This window comes from Citrobacter amalonaticus Y19 (assembly GCF_000981805.1).
GTDB lineage: Bacteria > Pseudomonadota > Gammaproteobacteria > Enterobacterales > Enterobacteriaceae > Citrobacter_A > Citrobacter_A amalonaticus_C.
The window spans coordinates 2,795,746-2,815,081 of sequence record NZ_CP011132.1 but is presented as its reverse complement, the minus strand read 5'-3'; the positions used below and the strand labels follow the sequence as shown (position 1 = coordinate 2,815,081).

At 50.4% G+C, this 19,336-nt stretch carries 17 protein-coding genes and 3 pseudogenes; 10 read left to right on the top strand and 10 right to left on the bottom strand.

All coding sequences use genetic code 11. The annotated features are described in order from the left end of the window. Nucleotides 1–6: 6 nt before the first annotated feature. From F384_RS12965 to F384_RS29890, 3 genes and pseudogenes are all read right to left on the bottom strand, one after another. Complete coding sequence (locus F384_RS12965) at nt 7–657, bottom strand: YdhW family putative oxidoreductase system protein (RefSeq protein WP_046483341.1); 651 nt, start codon at nt 655–657, stop codon at nt 7–9. Between the two features lie 10 nt (nt 658–667). After that, a pseudogene (locus F384_RS28915) lies at nt 668–1,248 on the bottom strand (aldehyde ferredoxin oxidoreductase C-terminal domain-containing protein); the annotation flags it as partial. Beyond that, a pseudogene (locus tag F384_RS29890) lies at nt 1,246–1,788 on the bottom strand (IS110 family transposase); the annotation flags it as partial. The pseudogenes F384_RS28915 and F384_RS29890, both read right to left, overlap by 3 nt. Before the next feature lie 70 nt (nt 1,789–1,858). On the opposite strand from F384_RS29890, the pseudogene F384_RS12950 reads away from it, so the two are divergent. Further along, nucleotides 1,859–2,827, top strand: a pseudogene (locus F384_RS12950) (IS3 family transposase); the annotation flags it as partial. 185 nt (nt 2,828–3,012) lie between these two features. On the opposite strand, the gene F384_RS12945 reads toward F384_RS12950, so the two are convergent. From F384_RS12945 to F384_RS12930, 4 genes are all read right to left on the bottom strand, one after another. Continuing rightward, nucleotides 3,013–4,191 (bottom strand): cystathionine gamma-synthase family protein, encoded by a 1,179-nt coding sequence (locus tag F384_RS12945; RefSeq protein ID WP_046483336.1) that lies wholly within the window; start codon nt 4,189–4,191, stop codon nt 3,013–3,015. Nucleotides 4,192–4,242: 51 nt separating this feature from the next. Beyond that, nucleotides 4,243–5,241 (bottom strand): N(2)-acetyl-L-2,4-diaminobutanoate deacetylase DoeB, encoded by a 999-nt coding sequence (gene doeB / locus F384_RS12940; protein WP_046483333.1) that lies wholly within the window; start codon nt 5,239–5,241, stop codon nt 4,243–4,245. Between the two features lie 15 nt (nt 5,242–5,256). Then, nucleotides 5,257–6,444 (bottom strand): ectoine hydrolase DoeA, encoded by a 1,188-nt coding sequence (gene doeA / locus F384_RS12935; protein ID WP_046483330.1) that lies wholly within the window; start codon nt 6,442–6,444, stop codon nt 5,257–5,259. A 594-nt stretch (nt 6,445–7,038) separates the two neighbouring features. Next, nucleotides 7,039–8,448 (bottom strand): PLP-dependent aminotransferase family protein, encoded by a 1,410-nt coding sequence (locus tag F384_RS12930; RefSeq protein ID WP_046483328.1) that lies wholly within the window; start codon nt 8,446–8,448, stop codon nt 7,039–7,041. 190 nt (nt 8,449–8,638) lie between these two features. Here F384_RS12930 and ehuB point away from each other — a divergent pair, with 190 nt between their 5' ends. The 9 genes from ehuB to F384_RS12885 all read left to right on the top strand — a co-directional run bounded on the left by ehuB (nt 8,639) and on the right by F384_RS12885 (nt 16,073). Next, the gene (ehuB, locus tag F384_RS12925; RefSeq protein ID WP_046483326.1) at nt 8,639–9,493 is read left to right on the top strand and encodes an ectoine/hydroxyectoine ABC transporter substrate-binding protein EhuB; all 855 of its coding nucleotides are present in this window, start codon (nt 8,639–8,641) and stop codon (nt 9,491–9,493) included. 137 nt (nt 9,494–9,630) lie between these two features. Further along, the gene (gene ehuC, locus F384_RS12920; RefSeq protein WP_046483324.1) at nt 9,631–10,290 is read left to right on the top strand and encodes an ectoine/hydroxyectoine ABC transporter permease subunit EhuC; all 660 of its coding nucleotides are present in this window, start codon (nt 9,631–9,633) and stop codon (nt 10,288–10,290) included. Beyond that, nucleotides 10,287–10,943 (top strand): ectoine/hydroxyectoine ABC transporter permease subunit EhuD, encoded by a 657-nt coding sequence (ehuD, locus tag F384_RS12915; protein WP_046483322.1) that lies wholly within the window; start codon nt 10,287–10,289, stop codon nt 10,941–10,943. Before ehuC ends, ehuD begins: the two co-directional genes overlap by 4 nt. A 16-nt stretch (nt 10,944–10,959) precedes the next feature. Continuing rightward, nucleotides 10,960–11,742 (top strand): ectoine/hydroxyectoine ABC transporter ATP-binding protein EhuA, encoded by a 783-nt coding sequence (gene ehuA, locus F384_RS12910; RefSeq protein WP_046483320.1) that lies wholly within the window; start codon nt 10,960–10,962, stop codon nt 11,740–11,742. A 71-nt stretch (nt 11,743–11,813) separates the two neighbouring features. After that, nucleotides 11,814–12,572, top strand: coding sequence for an amino acid ABC transporter ATP-binding protein (locus F384_RS12905; RefSeq protein WP_155403996.1), 759 nt, complete (start codon nt 11,814–11,816; stop codon nt 12,570–12,572). A 30-nt stretch (nt 12,573–12,602) separates the two neighbouring features. Next, nucleotides 12,603–13,622, top strand: coding sequence for a pyridoxal-phosphate dependent enzyme (locus tag F384_RS12900; RefSeq protein WP_046483314.1), 1,020 nt, complete (start codon nt 12,603–12,605; stop codon nt 13,620–13,622). Next, nucleotides 13,619–14,563 carry an ectoine utilization protein EutC gene (locus F384_RS12895; RefSeq protein WP_046483311.1) on the top strand — a complete coding sequence of 315 codons (945 nt, stop codon included), beginning with the start codon at nt 13,619–13,621 and terminating at the stop codon, nt 14,561–14,563. The genes F384_RS12900 and F384_RS12895 overlap by 4 nt, the downstream gene beginning before the upstream one ends. A 184-nt stretch (nt 14,564–14,747) precedes the next feature. After that, nucleotides 14,748–15,167 carry an SUMF1/EgtB/PvdO family nonheme iron enzyme gene (locus tag F384_RS12890; RefSeq protein ID WP_046483308.1) on the top strand — a complete coding sequence of 140 codons (420 nt, stop codon included), beginning with the start codon at nt 14,748–14,750 and terminating at the stop codon, nt 15,165–15,167. A gap of 324 nt (nt 15,168–15,491) precedes the next feature. After that, entirely contained in the window at nt 15,492–16,073 is a 582-nt protein-coding gene (locus F384_RS12885) for an inovirus-type Gp2 protein (protein ID WP_046483305.1), read from the top strand. Nucleotides 16,074–16,302: 229 nt separating this feature from the next. Here F384_RS12885 and F384_RS30405 read toward each other — a convergent pair whose 3' ends face one another. From F384_RS30405 to ghxQ, 3 genes are all read right to left on the bottom strand, one after another. Next, a complete protein-coding gene (locus F384_RS30405) occupies nt 16,303–16,428 on the bottom strand; it encodes a hypothetical protein (protein WP_226991592.1) in 126 nt (41 codons plus the stop codon). A gap of 1 nt (nt 16,429) precedes the next feature. Then, nucleotides 16,430–17,878: a nucleobase:cation symporter-2 family protein gene (locus F384_RS12880; RefSeq protein WP_046483303.1), complete on the bottom strand. Its 1,449-nt coding sequence runs from the start codon at nt 17,876–17,878 to the stop codon at nt 16,430–16,432. 63 nt (nt 17,879–17,941) lie between these two features. Next, nucleotides 17,942–19,309: a guanine/hypoxanthine transporter GhxQ gene (ghxQ, locus tag F384_RS12875; protein ID WP_046483301.1), complete on the bottom strand. Its 1,368-nt coding sequence runs from the start codon at nt 19,307–19,309 to the stop codon at nt 17,942–17,944. Between the last annotated feature and the right edge of the window lie 27 nt (nt 19,310–19,336).

Genomic DNA, 19,336 nt, shown 5'->3' with positions numbered 1-19,336 from the left:
ATGAATTCAGGGATTCTGAAACTGCTCAACTTCCAGCCATTCGCACAAACCGTATGCTTTGCCGTAACTCATAAAGCGTTCGCTGAATAAATAGGGCACGTCGGTCGACGACGAGACCGGGCGAATATCGGCATAGTCGGGATGCGTTTCAATCGCGGCCAGTGCGGCGTCTATCTGCTCAGGCGCGAAACCGTAAGGCGATTGTTCGAGCATGGCGACCTTGTACGGATGTGGATAGGTCTGGCAGTCAAAGCGCACTGCCTGTGCGATTGCCCGACAGGTATCCTTCTCCACCACCTGAACGCACATGTCGGCATAGTTGGCGGTCATGGTCCGGGTTGAGTAGTAATATTCATCCTGAGAGCCCTGCACCCGGGCGATATCATCCCCGGCAAGCCCCTCTCTGAGCGTTTCTAGTAGAGGTGTGAGCTCCGCCTCGTCCACCGAATAAGGCGGCTGCAGGAACAGTTCGCGCGCGACGAGCTGGCCGTTCGCCGAATGCTGGCGGATAAAATCCGCCATAATCTCAGCGGGACTTTCTGCCACCGCCTGTTCATCCGCGCAGGCTACCGGCTCATGTCGCCCCTGCAGCCACTGCCGCTTTTCGAGATCGACGTAGGGCATAGCGGGTTGACTCATATCCTCTGGATGGCTCATATGATGTTCCTTAAGCCGGTAACAGATTCTGCGCGGCCAGATCGTCAGCGACATCTTCCAGGCCGAGTCGATTCAACGTCTCGCGAGTCGGGCAGCCCAACTCAGGGTGCCAGCCCATCTCTTCATAAAACAGCGTCAGAGATTCACGCATGTCGTCGCGGTCCATCTTGTCGGTACCTTCGCTAAAGACCGGAATCTTCGGATCCTTATCAAATACCCACGAACAGATCAGGTCGTGCGCATTGCGCATATCGTTGTTCTGCATCAGTTTCACCGTGTAGGCGCGATGTAGCGTGAAGATGCGTTCTGCGGCTAAATCGAGACTGGCCTGAGTGGTTTCATCACCGGTCACGGCCTGGAAGAACTTCGCTTCCAGATCGAGATCCCCGCATAGTTGCGACTTTTCAGCGGCGACACGGTCATCGGCCAGACCCAGTTACACAGCGTGACGGCGTTATGCAGGCACACTTTCAGCAGCGTCCATTTGGCATATTTAATTTTTGCCGCGTTGATTGGCGTGTAATTTTTGGTTTCATCATAGGCGTCTGGTGAGCCAAACAGTTCCGCGGCCACTTCCCGCTGGAGTGGTAAGCGCATCAGTAACTGCACCAGATAGGGAGGAAGTTCGTTCTCTGCAAGTACTGTTGAAAGTCGTTTTACCACTACGACTCCTGTCGGCATACTGATGCCAAATTCCAGCAAAAAAGCATGCATCTGATTGGTCGTTTTGACTTTATCTCTGACCAGTGATTCCCTGACCCGATGAAGCGCCCGCATGGCCTGCTGAGCTTCTGTTCTTGGTTGCACAAATCGCATGGAGGGACGAGATGCCGCTTCACATATGGCCTCTGCATCGACAAAATCGTTCTTGTTGCTCTTAACAAAAGGGCGAACGAACTGCGGAGAAATCAATTTTGCGTCATGGCCTAAATCAGCAATCCGGCGAGCCATAAAATGGGCTCCGGCGCATGCTTCCATCACAACAGTAGACGATGCGCAGCCTGCCAGAAACTCAATAAGTTTGGTGCGGGTAAACTTTTTACGCAGCAATGCCTTGCCTGACTTATCCTGGCAGTGGATGTGAAAGGAATGCTTGCCGAGATCGATACCAATAAGCGTAATGTTTTGCATGATGGCCTTCTCCAGAAAGAAAAACACCCTGCAAGGGTACTGCTCACAGGGGGTGGGGACCATCTCATTAACCATGGAAAATGAGCTGCTGAAAGAAGCCGTTGAATATAGTCGACAAAAAAAGTGGATAGCGCACGTGCCCTTATTGCCGGAGGATGGCGAATAAGCCTTGTCAGCCGTTGCCTTCGGGTATCACGTGCGCAACTGCATGCCATGGCCCGTCGGTCGAAGAACTGGCAGGATCGTCGACGCAAGCGCAAGTCTGATGATACTGAAGCGCTGGACCGTATCTATAGTGTTATCGGCGATCTGCCAACGTATGGTTATCGTCGGGTATGGGCACTGCTGCGTAGACAATCAGAAACTGACGACATGGCGGTGATCAATGCCAAACGAGTGTACCGAATCATGCGTCAGAATGCGCTGCTGCTCGAGCGGAAACCTGCAATACCGCCCTCGAAACGGGCGAATACAGGAAAAGTGGCGGTTAATGAAAGTAACCAGAGATGGTGCTCTGACGGGTTCGAGTTCCGCTGTGACAATGGCGAAAAACTGCGAGTCGCGTTCGCGCTGGACTGCTGCGATCGTGAAGCACTGCACTAGGCGACCAGCACGGGCGGCTTCGACAGCGAAACCGTACAGGACGTTATAGGACGTTATGCTGGGAGCTGTGGAGCGTCGCTTCGGCAGCGGCCTTCCTGCGTCGCCAGTGGAGTGGTTGACGGATAACGGTTCAGCGTACCGCTCTCGTCAGACGCGTCAGTTCGCGAGAATGGTAGGACTGGAGCCTAAACATACGGCGGTACGCAGTCAGGAAAGCAACGGGATGGCAGAGATCTTCGTGAAAACGATGAAGCGCGACTACATCAGTATTATGCCGAAACCAGACGGGTTAACGGCAGCAAAAAACCTTGAGGAAGCGTTCGAACACTATAACGAATGGCATCCGCATAGTGCGCTTGGTTATCGCTCGCCACGGGAATATCTGCGGCGTCGGACCAGCACTGGGTTAAGTGATAAAAAGTGTATGGAAATATAGGGGCCAATCCAGTCGAGGTGATAATGGATATTATACAATCTGGTTCCATAAGATGACTCCTGATTACAGTGACCTGTATCATACTTCAGGTTGCGTACTTGTTAGCCCTGTGCCCGGCCCATCCATGGGCCTTGTTTTTTTACCGATACCGAGGAAATTACCCTTCGGCATGTTTTTCCCGGAAACTAAACCCGATCCAGTGCCTGACGCAGATCCTCAATCAAGTCTTCGAGATTTTCAATCCCGGCGGAATAGCGGATCAATCCCTCGGGAATGCCTGCGTTAGCCCGTTCCTCGGCCGTTAATTCCACGTGACTGGTTGTACAGGGAGGGCCAACCAGCGTGCCAACCGAGCCAAGACTGGCGGCTTTATGAGCCAGCTTCATGTTTTCCAGAACGGTAATCACGGCGGGAAATCCCCCTTTAAGAGAGAAGCTCATCATCCCGCCAAAACCGCGCATCTGCTTTTTCGCGATATCATAATGCGGGTGCGTCGGCAGTCCAGGATAAAAGACCTGTTCGACTTTCGGATGCGCCGACAGCCAGCTGGCGATCTTCATGCCGTTTTCGTTATGTCTCTGCATACGTAATTCCAGCGTTTTCATGCCGCGCAGGATCATATAGGCCGAATGGGCGTGGAGCGTGGCACCGGTAATTTCCCGATAATGAAAGATGGTGCGGATCAGCGATTTTTTGCCGACCACCAGCCCGCCCATGACATCCGAATGGCCATTCAGATATTTCGTGGCGCTGTAAACGACTAAATCGGCGCCAAGGGTCAACGGACGTTGATTGATCGGCGTCGAGAAGGTGTTGTCGACAATAACAATCGCCCCTTGCTGATGAGCAACTTGCGCCAGACGCTGGATATCAACAATTTTTAGCGTCGGGTTAGTCGGTGATTCGAGATACAGAACCTTGCAGCCTTTTTTTATTTCTTCCTCAATAGCAGAAAAGTCCGTGGTATCGCACAGGCAAACATCAATATCCTGGCGGGGAAGAAACTCAATAAAAATTTTATTGCTGCCGCCGTAGGTGTCTTTAATAGCGATGAGACGATCGTGCGACTTTAACAGGGCGAATAAGGTGTTACTGATCGCCGCCATGCCGGTGGAAAAACTGGTTGCATCCTCGCCGCCATCAAGCAGGGCAATTTTTTCCTCCAGTGGTCTGACGGTCGGGTTGGTATTTCGGGAATAAATATGGCCTTCTTTTTTTCCCTGGGCGACCGCGAACCATTCATCCATATCATCATAATTGAAGGTCACAGAATTAAAAACCGGAACGCAAATCGCTCCTTCTGCAAAGGCATCCTGCTCTCCGCCCCAGATGGCCTCGGTTCCTTGGTGGAATTTTTCTGGCATAATATACTCCTTATCACAGTCTAATCAATAGGATGGCTGATGATTGATATCTCATGCGTTAACGACTTCACTGATCACTAACATATTGTCGCCACTATGGATCACCCCGGGGAAATGTCTGGCGGTGACGATTCCTGAACATTTTGCAGCATATTCTGTCGGCTTGACGCCGGTACGTTTCATATCATGGACGCGGGCAACGATATCGCCTTTATTGACCATGGCGCCAAGATCATAACAAATTTCAAACAGGCCATCGTGCTCACAGGTAATAAAACAGTCACTATTTTGCTGTGTTAAACATATGCTGGTAGATAACTGTAATTCGCCATCGAGAATACCGGCGCGAATCAGAACATTAGTCACGCCGCGTTCGGCGATGGCGATGCTTTTCGCGGAACTGGAACCGCCGCCGCCCAGTTCGGTGGTGACAAAGAGTTTCCCGGCGGCTTCAACTGCGGTGTCAAACATCCCCACAGAGTCCAGTTCCAGCATCTGTACCGAATAAGGAGCGGAAAAAGCCGCAACCAATTGCTCGGTTTCTTGCTGCAGCACTTTATTCTGCAGAATATGGCTGGCAGCGAACGGCAGAAAATCGAGCGTTTTCCCACCGGAGTGGATATCAACGACAATATCCGACAGCGGTAATAACGTACGCTGGAAATAGTCGGCAATTTTTTGCGTTACCGTCCCGTCAGGGGCGCCGGGGAAACTGCGGTTCATATTGCCATGGTCAATCGGCGATGTGCGGGTGCCAGCCATAAACGCCGGAGTATTCATAAATGGCACAATAATGATCCGACCATGAACATCAGCAACGTTAATTGTACTGGTCAACTTGCTCAAGGCTACCGGGCCTTCATATTCATCGCCATGATTCGCCCCGGTCAATAATGCCGTTCTGCCGTTGCCGTTTTTGATAACGGTGACAGGGATCATAATCGCCCCCCAGGCTGATGAATCACAGGAGTAGGGCAGCTTTAAGTAACCATGATGAACCCCATCAGCAGCAAAATCGATGGTCGAAGAGATTGGATTTTTCGCTAACATTGGTAAACTCGTCCATTATTTAACAAATAATTTTCTGGGATAATGACAAAAAGTCTCGACGCCGGTATTGGTAATTAAGATACTTTCGGTAATTTCTAATCCCCAGCTATCCATCCACAGCCCGGTCATAAAATGAAAAGTCATTCCCGCCTGCAGTTCGGTATGATCATCGGTGCGCAGACTCATGGTTCTCTCGCCCCAGTCCGGGGGGTAGCTAATCCCGATGGGATAACCACAACGGTTATCTTTATGGATGCCATATTTCTCTAAGATGGCGAAGAAGGTTCGCGCAATATCGCCGGTGGTATTGCCTGGCCGGGCGACATCAAGCGCGCGTTCGGTTCCTTCCAGAATCGCTTTTTCGGCATCAAGGAAAAACTGCGGCGGCTTACCTAGATAGATCGTTCGCGACATCGGACAGTGGTAACGCTTATAACAGCCGGCAATCTCAAAAAAGGTGCTGGTATTATTCTGTAACGGCGAGTCATCCCAGGTCAGATGCGGGGCAGCGGCATCTTTTCCCGATGGTAATAGCGGGACGATAGCCGGATAGTCGCCGCCGAAATTGTCAACGCCGCGGATCCCGCTGTCATAGATTTCCGCGACAAGGTCGCATTTACGCATACCTGGCTCGATGCGCTCATAAATCCGGTTATGTATATTCTCGACAATACGGGCGGCGATCCGCATGTATTCTATTTCCTGTGCTGATTTAATGGCTCGCTGCCAGTTGACCAGCACCGTCGCATCAATAAAGCGGGCAGTCGGCAAATGCGTCTGCAGGGAGGAGAAGGCTTTAGCGCTGAAATAGTAGTTATCCATTTCCACGCCGATAGCCATGTTTTCCCAGCCATGGGCCTGGATAACGTCTTTAGCCAGGTAATCCATCGGGTGGCGAATCGGCGACTGGACATAGAAATCGGGATAGCCAATCAGGTTTTCTTCCTGCATGAAGACGGTACGTTTTGCCCCATTAACATCCTGGGCGCGTCCGAACCAATAGGGATCTCCATCCATCGGCAGAATGACGCACTGGTGGACGTAGAAACTCCATCCGTCATAGCCGGTGAGCCAGGCCATATTCGATGGGTCGGTCACCAGCAGGAGTTCAATGCCTTTCTCCTGCATCGCCGTACGGGTTTTGGATAAGCGCAATTGATATTCTTCACTGGTAAAAGGAAGATGGGTATTCGCTGCCGCCATAGTCATCTCTCGTATAAATAACGAATTATTGAGGGAACGGGGATCTATCCTGTTTATGCGACGAAATAGTTTCCCGCCTGAAAAACGTCATAATTCACACCAATTCGCCGTATCTTCTGCCGTTGAATACATCCTCCGAATTCAATTTTCTGATACCCCGATGACATCGGACTGCATCGCACCATTAAGGTGCGTTGCACTCTTTTTTATCGCAAAGCCGCTATCCGTTTCCCCGACATCGCTGCCTGTTACGACTCGGGGAATTTATAATCTTATGTTTATAAATACCTTTTTATCGACGTAACGGGCAGGCAGGTGTCGCAGGACACCGCCGTTTTTTTTGGCACGATAGATGCTTATATCTGACTAACCAGGGCGTTGTTTCACAGCGAGCCTGGTGGGGCGAACTCTCACGGTACAAAACAGCCTGCTCTGGACGGAGAGGGGGTTTGCGACGGTTCGGGCAACTTTTTATCACTGCCCGGCGTCTCTGTGAGCATGACAAGATAATATTACTATGATTTAAAATTTTTCTTGTACTAGTGCATTTTGTTTTTGTAATGATTTAAATATACGAAAAAAATATAATTGTCATTATACAACATCGGTAGGTTGTATCTGTGGGTACTGGTTTAACAGGTCATAAATCGTCAACAGCCCCTGCTCAAATTGCGCGTCGTTGCAATCTGCGCCGATGCAAACCCGGATGGCATGGGTTATGGCTGTCTTATCGGTAGAAAAAGGCGATGAAGAAGAGACGGCAATGTGCCTTTTTCTTAGCTCCGTTGTGAGATTGTCGGGCTGCCAGTGTTCAGGAATGTTGAGCCAGCAACTTAATGCCTGACGGTTGCCGCCGGATAAGTAGTTATCAAAATATTTTTTCACCAGTTCTTGCCGTTTTCTGATGAGTTTTTTTTGTATTTCAATCAGATGGCTGGCTGTACCGTCCATGACCCAGCGCGAAGCGATTTCGGCGAGTATCGGCGAGGCCATCCAGCTGGTTACCCGCAGTATGCTCTCGGTACGTAATGCCAGTCTCGGTGGCATTATGAGGTAGCCAATGCGTAAACCGGTGAGCACGGTTTTGGTAAAACTGGTGCAGTAGAAGGTCAGATCGGGCGCCCAGGAAGCGATCGGTCGGGGACGTTGCTGTTGGCTTAATAGCGCGCCGTAGACGTCGTCTTCGATAATATAAACATGGTAACGCGCAGCGATTTCGGCAATCTGTCGCCTGCGGTGCTCCGGCATTATCGCCCCGGTAGGGTTGTTCAGGTTGGGAGTGCATACCAGAGCGGTGACCTTTTGATCGTCGCACAATTCTTCAAAATGGTCGGGAATAATGCCGTGTTGATCGATCTCCAGACCTTTTAATTTAAACCCCAACACTTGTGACAGGCCGATCACGCCATGATCGGTCAGCTTTTCGCACAGGACGAGATCGTTCGGTCCCGCCAGCGATGACAGCGCCAGATTGATAGCTTCGGCGCAGCCGTTGGTGATGAGAATGGATTTGGTTTCTGCGTCAAGGCCCGTTTTCTCTTTTAACCAGTGGGCGGCGGCCTGGCGATGGGATTCAAGACCAGCTATCGGTCTAAACGCGTGGATCCAGGGTTGAGACGGTTCCTGACTGAGTTTCAGACAGGTCTCCTGCCAGGCTTTTTCCTGTTCCGCGTTGCGGATAAGACAGGCATTCGAGAAGTCCAGCATGGTTTGCTGTTGTTGATCCAAAATATCGTAATTGACATTATCGGTAGCTCGCCGGGTCACAAAACTGCCTCTTCCTGTTTCCCCTCTTATTAATCCTTTTCTTTTCAATTCCTTATAGACATTCGTCACTGTCTGAATACCGATATTCAGATCATCTGCCACTTTTCTTTGCGGGGGAAGACGTTGTCCGTCGACCAGTTTCCCCGTCTCAATCTCATGAATAATCGTGTCGACAAGCACCTTGAATTTGAACTCGCCCGGACGAATTTTGTTGAGTGCCGTACCCCATGATTTCATCGTCAATCCTCCTGCCTGATTAATTTAAATGCACTAGTACAATATGGAAATTTTTTTGACATAGTATACTTTATCCTGTGTGATAAGGATAACAACCTATCCCATTAACAACGTTGACGATGACAATCGGTTTTGTCAGACCATGATTTATCAGAACAGGGATCATTCATTATTTCGGAGGCTCGGGTAAATGAAAAAATGGCGTAATATGACACAACGGACCGCCTGGGGGATTGGGGCGCTGGCCTTATTGGTCAACTTTTCCTGTCACGCGGATACGGCGCTGGAGAAGCTAAATAAAACAGGTGAAATTTCGATTGGTTATTCCAATGAGGAGCCATTTGCCTATGCGGACGCCTCAGGGAAGGTTACCGGAGAGTCGCCGGAAATCGCGAGGATCATTTTCAAAAAACTGGGCGTCAAAAAAGTCAATGCCGTGCTGACGGAATGGGGTGCGCTGATCCCGGGCTTGCAGGCCGGCCGTTTCGATGTAATTGCCGCCGGGATGTACATCACCCCGGAACGCTGTAAACAGGTATTGTTTACCGATCCGCAATATCAGCTCAGCGACAGTTTATTGGTTAAGGCCGGCAATCCCCAAAAATTGCACAGCTACGCCGATTTTGCGAAAAATTCCGCCTTACGTCTTGCTGTGACCTCCGGCACGGTTGAACTGAAATATGCCCGCGATAGCGGCATTCCCGACGATCAGATTATCCAGGTACCTAATACCATCGCGCAATTACAGGCGGTCAGAGCCGGCAGGGCGGATGCGGCGGTCGGGACAGCATTGACCATGCGAGATCTGGCGAAAAAAGGGGGGGGTGGTGTTGAGGCAATTAGCGATTTCGTCGATGACCCGTCTCATACCGGCTATGGCGCGCTGGCGTTCCGTCCGCAGGACAAAGGGTTAAGGGATAAAGTGAATGCCGAACTGAAAAAGTGGCTGGGTTCAGAAGAGCATCTGCGTACGATTGCGCCATTTGGTTTTGATAAAAGCAACATTACCCATAAAACTGCCGCTGAAATTTGTAGAGGTGCATAACGGCGCGAATGGCCGCTATTTAGGGGCGTGTGTGGTAAGGAGGAGGACGGAGTCGCCTCTTCCTTATCGTCTTGATCTAATCATTATGTAAATCAATTTATTGCATCATGATTTTCGGGAAATGAGCGGGGGTATTTATGCGTGAATTATTGCCTTTGCTATGGGATGGCACGTTAGTCACTTTGCAAATCACCGTGCTGGGATCGCTACTGGCGATGGTGGTGGCGCTGGTTGCGGCATTAGGCAAACTCTCCCGCTGGACTGGAGTGAAGTGGATTGCTATTGGGTTTATCGAGCTGTTTCGCGGGACGTCTTTGTTGGTCCAGTTGTTCTGGCTGTTTTATGTTTTACCGCTGCCGCCGTTTAATATCACCTTGACGCCGTATGTGGTAGCTGTGATTGGTCTCGGTTTGCATATTGGCGCGTACGGTGCGGAAATTCTCCGCGGGGCGATCCTTTCTGTCCCCAAAGGTCAGACAGAGGCGGCATTATCGCTGAATATTTCCCCGCTAAAGTGCTTTACCCATGTCATCTTACCGCAGGCGATCGTCCATGCGATCCCGCCCGGTACCAATCTGTTGATTGAGTTATTAAAAAATACATCTCTGGTTTCATTAATTACGCTGTCAGATCTCACTTTTCGCGCCGGGCAGCTCGATCAATTTACCGGCAATACTCTGGAGATTATGGGCTTGACCCTCCTGTTCTATTTTGTGATGGCGCAAATGCTGGTGGCGGTGATGCGATTGATTGAGCGCCGGTTTCATCGTGGACGTCAAAAGAGGAGCGCGGCATGAGTTTATTTGACTGGCACTACGCTGGCGAAATTTTCCCCCTCCTGATGCAGTCGTCGATCAAGACGATCTTTATCACTGTGGTTGGTTATGCAATCGCTTTAGTGATCGGCTTATTGCTGGCGATGGCCCGGCGTAGTCCCTCCCGCTGGCTGGCTCACCCGGCAACATGGTTGATTGAATTTATTCGCAGCACACCGTTATTAATCCAGGTCTATTTTATATTCTATGTGCTGCCGAACTATGGTTTTAATATATCCGCGACCCAGGCCGGGATTTTTGGTATCGCTCTGCATTATGCCTGTTATACCGCAGAAGTTTACCGTTCAGGATTTAATAGTATCCCGCAAGGTCAGTGGGAGGCGATCAAAGCGTTGAATATACCTGGCCGCGCGGCATATTTCGATATTATTTTCCCACAGGTTATCAGGCCGATGGTGCCGGCATTGGGAAACTATTTTATTGCTATGTTTAAAGATACCCCGGTGTTATCTGCGATAACAGTAGTGGAAATTATGCAGGAAGCTAAAAATATCGGTTCAGAGCATTTTCGCTACCTCGAACCGATCACCCTGGTGGGCTGTTTCTTCCTGACTATTAGTATTGTTCTGGCAATTCTGTTTAATAAAATAGAAAAAAAGATTGCCTTACCATGAATAATGGAGCGTAACGATGAATGTTCAACAACAGACCAACGGCCAGCCGTTAGTTCGCTTTAATCATGTTGATAAGTACTATGGCAAACTAAGGGTATTGCATGATCTTAATCTGGACATCCCGGCGTTCGAAAAACTGGCGATTATTGGGCCGAGTGGTTCCGGGAAGTCGACGGTATTACGTACGCTAATGACTCTGGAGCAAATAGACTCCGGCACCATTGAGGTCGAGGGAGAATTATTGAGTCATGTTCATCGCAACGGTCATCTTATTGCTGCGCCGGACAAGCATATTCGTCAGATAAGAAAAAAGATTGGTATGGTTTTTCAGAATTTTAATTTGTTTCCGCATATGACGGTCATGAAAAATGTTATCGAAGCACCGATCAAAGCGTTGGGGTTATCGAAAGCAGAGGCTGAGGAACGCGCCGTCAGCCTGTTGCAAATGGTGGGATTGATGGATAAATCAGACTTATATCCGTCACAGCTTTCCGGCGGTCAACAACAGCGGGTGGCGATTGCCAGGGCGCTGGTCATGCGGCCGAAGATCATGTTGTTTGATGAGGTGACTTCGGCGCTTGATCCTTCATTATGCAATGAAGTGTTGCAGGTGATTCGCCAGTTAGGCGAACAGCATAAGTTGACGATGATTATGGTGACGCACCAGATGGGGTTTATTAAAGAGTTTGCCGACCGGGTGTGTTTTTTCTGTCATGGCAATATTCTGGAACAGGGCGCTCCCGCTGACATATTAAATCATCCACAAACTGAGCGCTTGCAGCAATTTTTAAATGGTTAATTGCTGGCAGCATCGTGATATCGACGAGGCTGTTGTAGGTTAATTATTTTCAATATGAGGATATGATACAGATGTTGGTGGATAATCAGGAAAATAAATTCTCTATTGTTGATATTCGCAACTTACATAAACGTTTTGCGGACAATAGCGTGCTCAACGGCGTGGATTTGCAGATCTCGCGTGGCGAAATTGTCACCATCATTGGACAGAGTGGTTCAGGGAAAAGTACTTTATTGCGCTGTATCAATGGACTGGAGAGTTATCAATCCGGCGAACTGCGGGTGGAAAGCGAACTGGTGGATTGTACCAACAAACGATCTCTGCAACAATTGCGTAGTAACGTCGGTATGATTTTCCAGAATTTTAATCTCTTTCCCCATCTCACTGTGGCGGAAAATATTATGCTGGCGCCGCGGTTGGCTAACTTTTTGACTAAAGAAAAAGCGCAACAACAGGCCTCACGGCTATTACAACGAATGAGTCTCGTAGACAAATTCGATGACTATCCCGAGCAACTCTCGGGAGGGCAGAAACAGCGCGTGGCGATTGCCAGAGCATTAGCGATGAATCCTGAAATTCTATTGTGCGATGAAATTACTTCCGCCCTCGACCCTGAACTGGTCGGCGAGGTTTTGTCAGTGATTGAGGAATTAGCTAAAGAGGGAATGACGATTATTATGGTCACCCATGAGATGGCTTTTGCCAGAAAAATTAGTCATAAAATTGTTTTTATGCATAACGGCAAAGTGCATGAGATGGGAAGTCCGGAAGGGTTATTCAATCGTCCGGCGACGGTTGAACTACAACGTTTCCTGTCGACGGTGTTTTAATCTGTTGGGCTCTTAGGGGCCGGAGTCGATATGTCAAATAATATTCCTTCAGCTATGAATATTGCTGAATTTTATTCTGCCAGAGCGCGCATCTATCCGTTGGCAACGGTGAGCCCATTGATTTATTCCCGCAGTTTATCCGAACTGTTTTCTGCGGATATTTATTTAAAATGCGAGCAATTCCAGGCTACGGGGTCATTCAAAATTCGCGGCGCCGCCAACATGATCATTTCCGCTTTGAAAAAAGATGAGGATAAGCTCAGAAAGTATGGCGTGGTGACCGCCTCTACCGGTAATCACGGGCGGGCAGTTTCTTATGTGGCGAAAAAACTGGGGATCCCGGCGACGGTCTATCTTTCCTCGCTGGTGCCGGAAAACAAGGTCCGTAGTATTGAGCAGGAGGGCAGCCGGGTGGTCCGCATCGGCAACAGCCAGGATGATGCCATGCAGGGAGTCAAAAGCGCAGTGGCGGAATCAGGGATGATAGAAATCCCGCCTTTTGATCATCCGGCGATTATTGCCGGTCAGGGAACGATCGCGTTTGAGCTTAATGAGCAACTGAAAGATATCGATGATATTTTTTGCGGTCTTTCCGGCGGCGGGTTGCTCAGCGGTATTGGTCTGGCAATGAAATATCTTGCCGGGCAAACGAAAATCGTCGGCGTCAGCCTGTCTCATGGTGCCGCCATGTGGGAAAGCCTGCAGGCCGGCAAACCGGTGAGGGTTGAAGAAACCCCCAGCGTGGCGGATTCGCTGGGAGGCGGCATTGGCACGGATAATCGCTGGACGCTGCCGGCGGTAAAACGCGTGATGGATCAGCATTTTCAGGTGAGCGAAAGTGATATCGCCGCTGCGCTGCTGTTGCTTTTTGAAAAAGAGAAAATACTCGTCGAGGGAGCCGCAGCGGTGGGGCTGGCGGCGCTCTTACAACATCATCCGGACATTAGAGGCCGGAGAATTGTCCTGATTTTAAGCGGCAACAGTATATCAACTTGCGCGTTGCCCGCATTAAGACAACGGGCAGCGAGCCTGCATGAGGTATTGCCATGAAGTTATTTGAACTCCCTGAAATCGCCCATGCCGTGAAGATCGATCATGCTGCAACCGAGAGTATCGAATATGCGCTGGCGGCGTTAGGCACTGGCTCCGTCATTCAGCCGGGCATTCTTTCAATGAATTTTCCGCAGCAAAATGGTGAAGTCGATATTAAAACCGCCTGGATCCATGGCAGTAAAAATTTTGCCGTTAAAATCAGCACCGGGTTTTTTAATAATCATACGTATGGTCTGCCTAGCCTGAGTGGGATAATGATCGTGTTCGACGCTGAAACGGGCCGTGCGGAGGCTATTCTGGCTGATAATGGCTATCTGACGGCCGTCAGAACGGCGTTATCCGGCCTTATCGCCGCGAAATATCTGGCCCGTGCCGACAGCACACGGGTTGCCGTCATCGGTTCCGGGGAACAGGCCCGGCTGCAGGTCAGAGCATTAAAACTGCTATTTCCGCTTGAACAGGTTAATGTCTGGTCGCGCAACGATGACCATGCTGTGGAATATGCGCAGGAGATGCAGGATGCGGCCCCTCAGGTACGGGCATACGAGAAGATAGAAGATGCCTGTCGCGATGTTGATATTATTGTCACGACCACGCCGGCGATCGAGCCGGTGTTACTGGCGGAGCACGTGAGTCGCGGCAGCCATATTACGGCGATCGGATCGGATAATGAATTCAAACGGGAAATTAGTAGCGAGTTGCTCACTATGGTGGATATCTTTTGCTGCGACCTGCAGTCGCAAAGCGAAAGCCATGGCGAACTGAAATATTTCAAAAACAGACATCAGGAAACACCCTGGCCGGTATACGAAATTGGCAAAATCATTGCCGGGGAAATCGCCTGCCAGAGAAAACCAACGGATATATCATTGTGCTGCTTATCCGGCACTGGCGTATTAGATAGCGCTATTGCGGAATATGCGCTTTCACGACTTTGAGCACTGGTGACGTCGTTGCGGCCGGGCCTGCCATGCGGCATGGCTTGGCTGCGCGCGTCGACGGTTAATTCACCAGATAAACCCGTGCTTCGTAAGGATTCAGCAAGAACTGGCTGGTTGGCTCGTGAGGGAGTACCGGGTAGTTGTTCAACCGCAAATTGCGGTGATCGAGCAGGAGCCCTTCTTGCTGATATTGCGCCTCGTCGGTGTTCATATTGCAGATAATCACCGCGCGTTTCCCTTTCAGCGTACGGGTAACCCCCTCGGCCTACACGATATGCTGGGCAACATCTCTGAGATGATGTTCACCCCGTTCTATCTCAACAAAATCAACAGACTTCACGGCCAGGCTGGTGGTTTTGTGGTTCGCGGAGGCAGCGTCATCTCGAATGAATCAGAGATCCGTAGCGCGACCCGTAAAGAAATTAACTACTACGATGAAGCCCATCCTTTCACCAGCAAAACCACCGGCCTGCGTCTGGTGCTGGTCTCTCCGACCATTACATCAACAGGCCGCGTGAAACAGCTGGAGAAAAATTGGGCTAGCCGGGTAGCACAGGAAGATGCTGAAGGCGATCGTATTATCGACTTAATCAATAAGTAATATACGTGCGCCAGGTCGGACAGGGGATATCGCAGGATATCCCCTGCAGAAATAGGTGTGATGTGAGCCTGTAATTATACTTGCTTACCTGCTCTGTTCTGATATTATTTACTCTTACTCTCTTCATCATGTATTCACCCTGACCTTTCCTTGTCTTTTAAGAGGAACAATAATCTTACCATTTTCCTGTCGATAAATATTAAATCCTTTCTTCACATTTTGTTTACTCATCATCCTGAACAGTATTTCTGGTAGCAACAGAAGCTTAATTCCGTTTACACAACCTCATTCCTGAATTGTTTTAGGTATCTATGGAGAATAATCATGTGCAATACTCATTCACCTTTCTTCACAGAGGACTGGTTTCTCTCTTCATTACTCAACCAGCATATCGACGAAATGGTTAATCGCTATTCCTGCTTACTGGCATTGCGAATGGATTTATTTTACCAACGGGATACTGACAGTTTTATGCAACTGGATCACTGCAGACTTGAATATGATATAAGAAGCCTTATGAACGAGTTCGGGGCGTTAAAAGCTTCTGTGGGTTATTTCTGGGTTATCGAATGGACGGAGAAACACGGATATCATGCTCATGTCGTGTTCTGGCTGGATCGTCAGAAAACGCAGACCACGTATCCAGGTTTTGAATGGATATCAAAACGATGGCGGGAAATAACGAACAGTAACGGCGGTGTGCACCGATGTGAATATCAGGAACATTACCCTGCGGATATCAATATCCCCGTTCGTTATGATGACTCTGCCAGTATTTTAAATATCCGTCGCGTGCTTGGCTATCTGGCGAAAGAAGAACAAAAAAAGGAATTATGTGAATACAGTTGTAACGAAGTGCCCCCTCGTCCAGCATCCGGACGTCCGCGTCAACAGCCTATAATCTAATCCAGTCATGGGTTGTCCCTGAATCATAAAGCAGCCAGCTTAATTCGTATCGATGCTAATGCTGATGTAAGAGTAAGGTATAATGGCGGGATATCCAGCCATGGATAGTCTCACCGTTATATTCAACTTCAACGCCCAGCCACTGGCGATTCGATTTATCCAGAGTGACGAATGTCAGCACTTCTGTCCTGGCTACGAGTATGAGCCGGCGTGGCAACTGTCGGGATACTCAGAAGAGCAGGAACAGAAAATGGAATCGACTTTCGATACCTAGCGCAATGCCGTCAGAAATGGCGGGTATCGACATCAGCATGAGCAGCAGCAGGGCGGTCAGGCAGCGCCAAAAGAGATTCATGCTATTCATCCTGCTGATTTTTTTTCAGCTTGCGCATCAGCAACCACATTCTCACCGTTCTGACCTTCAGGTTTTTATCGGAGATGGATTCCTGTACCAGCCCGGTATGATGGTGGTAGCCATTGAAAAACAGATTCAGTACAACAGCGCTGAAGGTGGCCAGCATGATGCCGCTGTGTAGTAACGGCTGGAGAACGGCTGGCAGGCGAGAGAAAAAGTCATGCGATAACGTCGGCGTCATCCCGACCCCCAGGCTGATGGCCACAATGTAGAGGTTGTTGCGGTTCGTGGTGTAATTGCAGCGCGAGAGAATGCGAATCCCGGTTGCCAGTACCATGCCAAACATCACCAGACCTGCGCCGCCGAGGACGAATTGAGGAATGGAGGCGACCAGAACCGCCATTTTCGGCACCATCCCAAACAAAATTAAGATGACGCCTGAGGCAATGCAGACCCATCGACTGTGCACGCGCGTGACGCTGACCAGGCCAACGTTTTGGGAAAATGAGGTATGGGGAAAGCTGTTGAACAGCCCGCCAATCATTGTCCCGACGCCATCCACGCGCAGGCCGCGAATGATATCTTGCGATGAGAGTTTGCGACCGACGATTTCGCCGAGTGCCAGAAACATGCCCATCGATTCAATAAACACAATGATTAGCACGGCCGTCATTGTCAGAATCGACACTGGATCAAAGACGGGGGTGCCGAAGGCCATTGGTGTGACAATCGCGAACCACGAGGCATCGTGCAGGCCTGACAAATTCACTTCATTCATCATCCATGACAACGCAAAGCCAAAGATGATCCCCAGCAGGACCGCGACGTTGGACATGAAGCCTTTGGCAAATCGGGTGATTAATAAAATAAAGATTAAGACCGCAAATGAAATCCCTAAATAGACCGGATTTCCATACTCAGGATTGCCTTTCCCGCCAGCAGCCCAGTCAACGCCCACCTGAATAATGCTCAGACCAATCGAAGTGATTACCACACCCGTTACCAGCGGTGGAAATAAGGGCATCAGGCGACCGACAAGCGGTGCTAAGAGTGTGGTGATCACGCCAGCGGCAATGGTTGAGCCAAAAATGCCCAACAGACCGATATCCGGATTGATGCCAATCGCAATCATCGGCGTCACCGCGGCAAACGTCACCGACATAATCACGGGCAGGCGAATCCCCATAAAGCGGCCGATGCCAATACATTGCAGCAGGGTAACGATCCCGCAGCAGAATAGATCCGAGCTGATTAACAGCGCAATGGCTTCTTTGCTGAGGCCGAGTCTGTCGCCAATCATCAGCGGTACAGCGACCGCGCCCGCGTACATGACCAGCACATGTTGCAGACCGAGTACGACCAGCTTGCCAGGCGATAATATACGGTCGACCTCATCGGTGGCGCGGCCTTGCCCCGACGGTGAGGGAAGTTGGGAATCTATGGCGCTCATGCGTTTTCTCCTGAATGGCGAGGCCGATAGAACAGCTCCGCGCGCGTTTGCGCGGAGCATCGCTTAAATAGCCCATCCGCCGGCGTAGAACGCCACCAGCGCGACGGTAATGATGACGGTACCGATGTTCAGCTTCTGCCATTCCCGGGCAAAAACGCGACCAACAACCAGCGTCACAAAACCGAGCATAATGCCGGTGACAATATTGCAGGTCAGGACGATAAAGACCGCGCACACCAGACCGGCCATCGCATCGATGAAGTCATCGAAATCCAGTTTTGAGACGTTACTGAGCATCAGTAAACCGACGTACATCAGCGCAGGCGCCGTTGCATAGCCTGGAATCAGGTAGGAGAGAGGAGACAGGAACAGGATAAGCAGGAACAAACAGCCGACGATGGTGGCGGTCAGTCCTGTTTTTCCTCCGGCGGCGGTACCCGCAGCGGATTCAATATAGACGGCGGCCGGCGCTGCGCCCACCAGTCCGGAGAATACGGAGCTGATGGAGTCGCTGGTCAACGCTTTACCACCGTTGATGATCTGGTTGTCTTTATCCAGCAGATTCGCTTGTCCGGCGACGGCGCGGATAGTACCGGTGGCATCAAATACCGCCGTCATCACCAGCGCCAGTACGCTGGGCAGCACCACAGGCTGTAAGGCTCCCATGATATCAAGGCTAAAAATCAGAGACTTACCATCTTCACCGCTCAGGCTGGGCATGGCGACCAGACCGTGATATTTGACGGCAGGGTCAAATATCAAACCGATAATCGAGATGGCGATAATCACCAGCAGGATCCCGCCGGGAACCCGGCATTTCTCCAGCCCGAAGATGACCGCCAGCCCCAGCAGACTCATCAGAACCGGAAAAGAGGTAAATGCGCCGAGTGCCACCGGAAGCCCTTCCAGCGGGTTTTTAATCACCATACCGACGCCGTTTGCCGCGATCAGTAACAGGAACAACCCAATGCCAATCCCTGTGCCATGCGCGATGCCCATGGGTAAGTTTCGCAGGATCCAGGTCCGGACCCCGGTAACCGAGATGGCGGTAAAGATCACCCCCATCAGAAATACCGCGCCGAGGGCGACAGGAATCGAAATGTGTTGCCCTAGCACCAGGCTGAATGCGGTGAAGGCGGTCAGCGAAATGGCGCAGCCGATCGCCATCGGCAGGTTGGCCCACAGCCCCATCAACAGCGAGCCGAAGCCTGCGACGAGACAGGTGGCGACAAAGACGGCGGCGGGCGGGAATCCCGCTTTTCCCAACATTCCGGGCACAACAATGACTGAATAGACCATCGCCAGAAAGGTGGTCAACCCGGCCAGTATTTCCTGACGCACGGTACTGCCACGCGCCGTAATCTTGAAGTAATTATCCAGCGCGCTGCGTGGTTTCGACGCGCCGGGGGTTTGCAGAATATCTCCAGACATAATGATGTCCTCAGCAGGATGTTAGCG

Coding starts and splice junctions, on each gene's coding strand:
- ehuA (WP_046483320.1), top strand. CDS start 10,960: ATGAATGTTCAACAACAGACCAACGGCCAGCCGTTAGTTCGCTTTAAT.
- F384_RS12895 (WP_046483311.1), top strand. CDS start 13,619: ATGAAGTTATTTGAACTCCCTGAAATCGCCCATGCCGTGAAGATCGAT.
- F384_RS12900 (WP_046483314.1), top strand. CDS start 12,603: ATGTCAAATAATATTCCTTCAGCTATGAATATTGCTGAATTTTATTCT.
- F384_RS12930 (WP_046483328.1), bottom strand. CDS start 8,448: ATGAAATCATGGGGTACGGCACTCAACAAAATTCGTCCGGGCGAGTTC.
- F384_RS12965 (WP_046483341.1), bottom strand. CDS start 657: ATGAGCCATCCAGAGGATATGAGTCAACCCGCTATGCCCTACGTCGAT.
- doeB (WP_046483333.1), bottom strand. CDS start 5,241: ATGTTAGCGAAAAATCCAATCTCTTCGACCATCGATTTTGCTGCTGAT.
- F384_RS30405 (WP_226991592.1), bottom strand. CDS start 16,428: ATGAATCTCTTTTGGCGCTGCCTGACCGCCCTGCTGCTGCTCATGCTG.
- F384_RS12885 (WP_046483305.1), top strand. CDS start 15,492: ATGTGCAATACTCATTCACCTTTCTTCACAGAGGACTGGTTTCTCTCT.
- doeA (WP_046483330.1), bottom strand. CDS start 6,444: ATGGCGGCAGCGAATACCCATCTTCCTTTTACCAGTGAAGAATATCAA.
- ehuB (WP_046483326.1), top strand. CDS start 8,639: ATGAAAAAATGGCGTAATATGACACAACGGACCGCCTGGGGGATTGGG.
- ehuC (WP_046483324.1), top strand. CDS start 9,631: ATGCGTGAATTATTGCCTTTGCTATGGGATGGCACGTTAGTCACTTTG.
- F384_RS12905 (WP_155403996.1), top strand. CDS start 11,814: ATGTTGGTGGATAATCAGGAAAATAAATTCTCTATTGTTGATATTCGC.
- ghxQ (WP_046483301.1), bottom strand. CDS start 19,309: ATGTCTGGAGATATTCTGCAAACCCCCGGCGCGTCGAAACCACGCAGC.
- F384_RS12880 (WP_046483303.1), bottom strand. CDS start 17,878: ATGAGCGCCATAGATTCCCAACTTCCCTCACCGTCGGGGCAAGGCCGC.
- F384_RS12945 (WP_046483336.1), bottom strand. CDS start 4,191: ATGCCAGAAAAATTCCACCAAGGAACCGAGGCCATCTGGGGCGGAGAG.
- ehuD (WP_046483322.1), top strand. CDS start 10,287: ATGAGTTTATTTGACTGGCACTACGCTGGCGAAATTTTCCCCCTCCTG.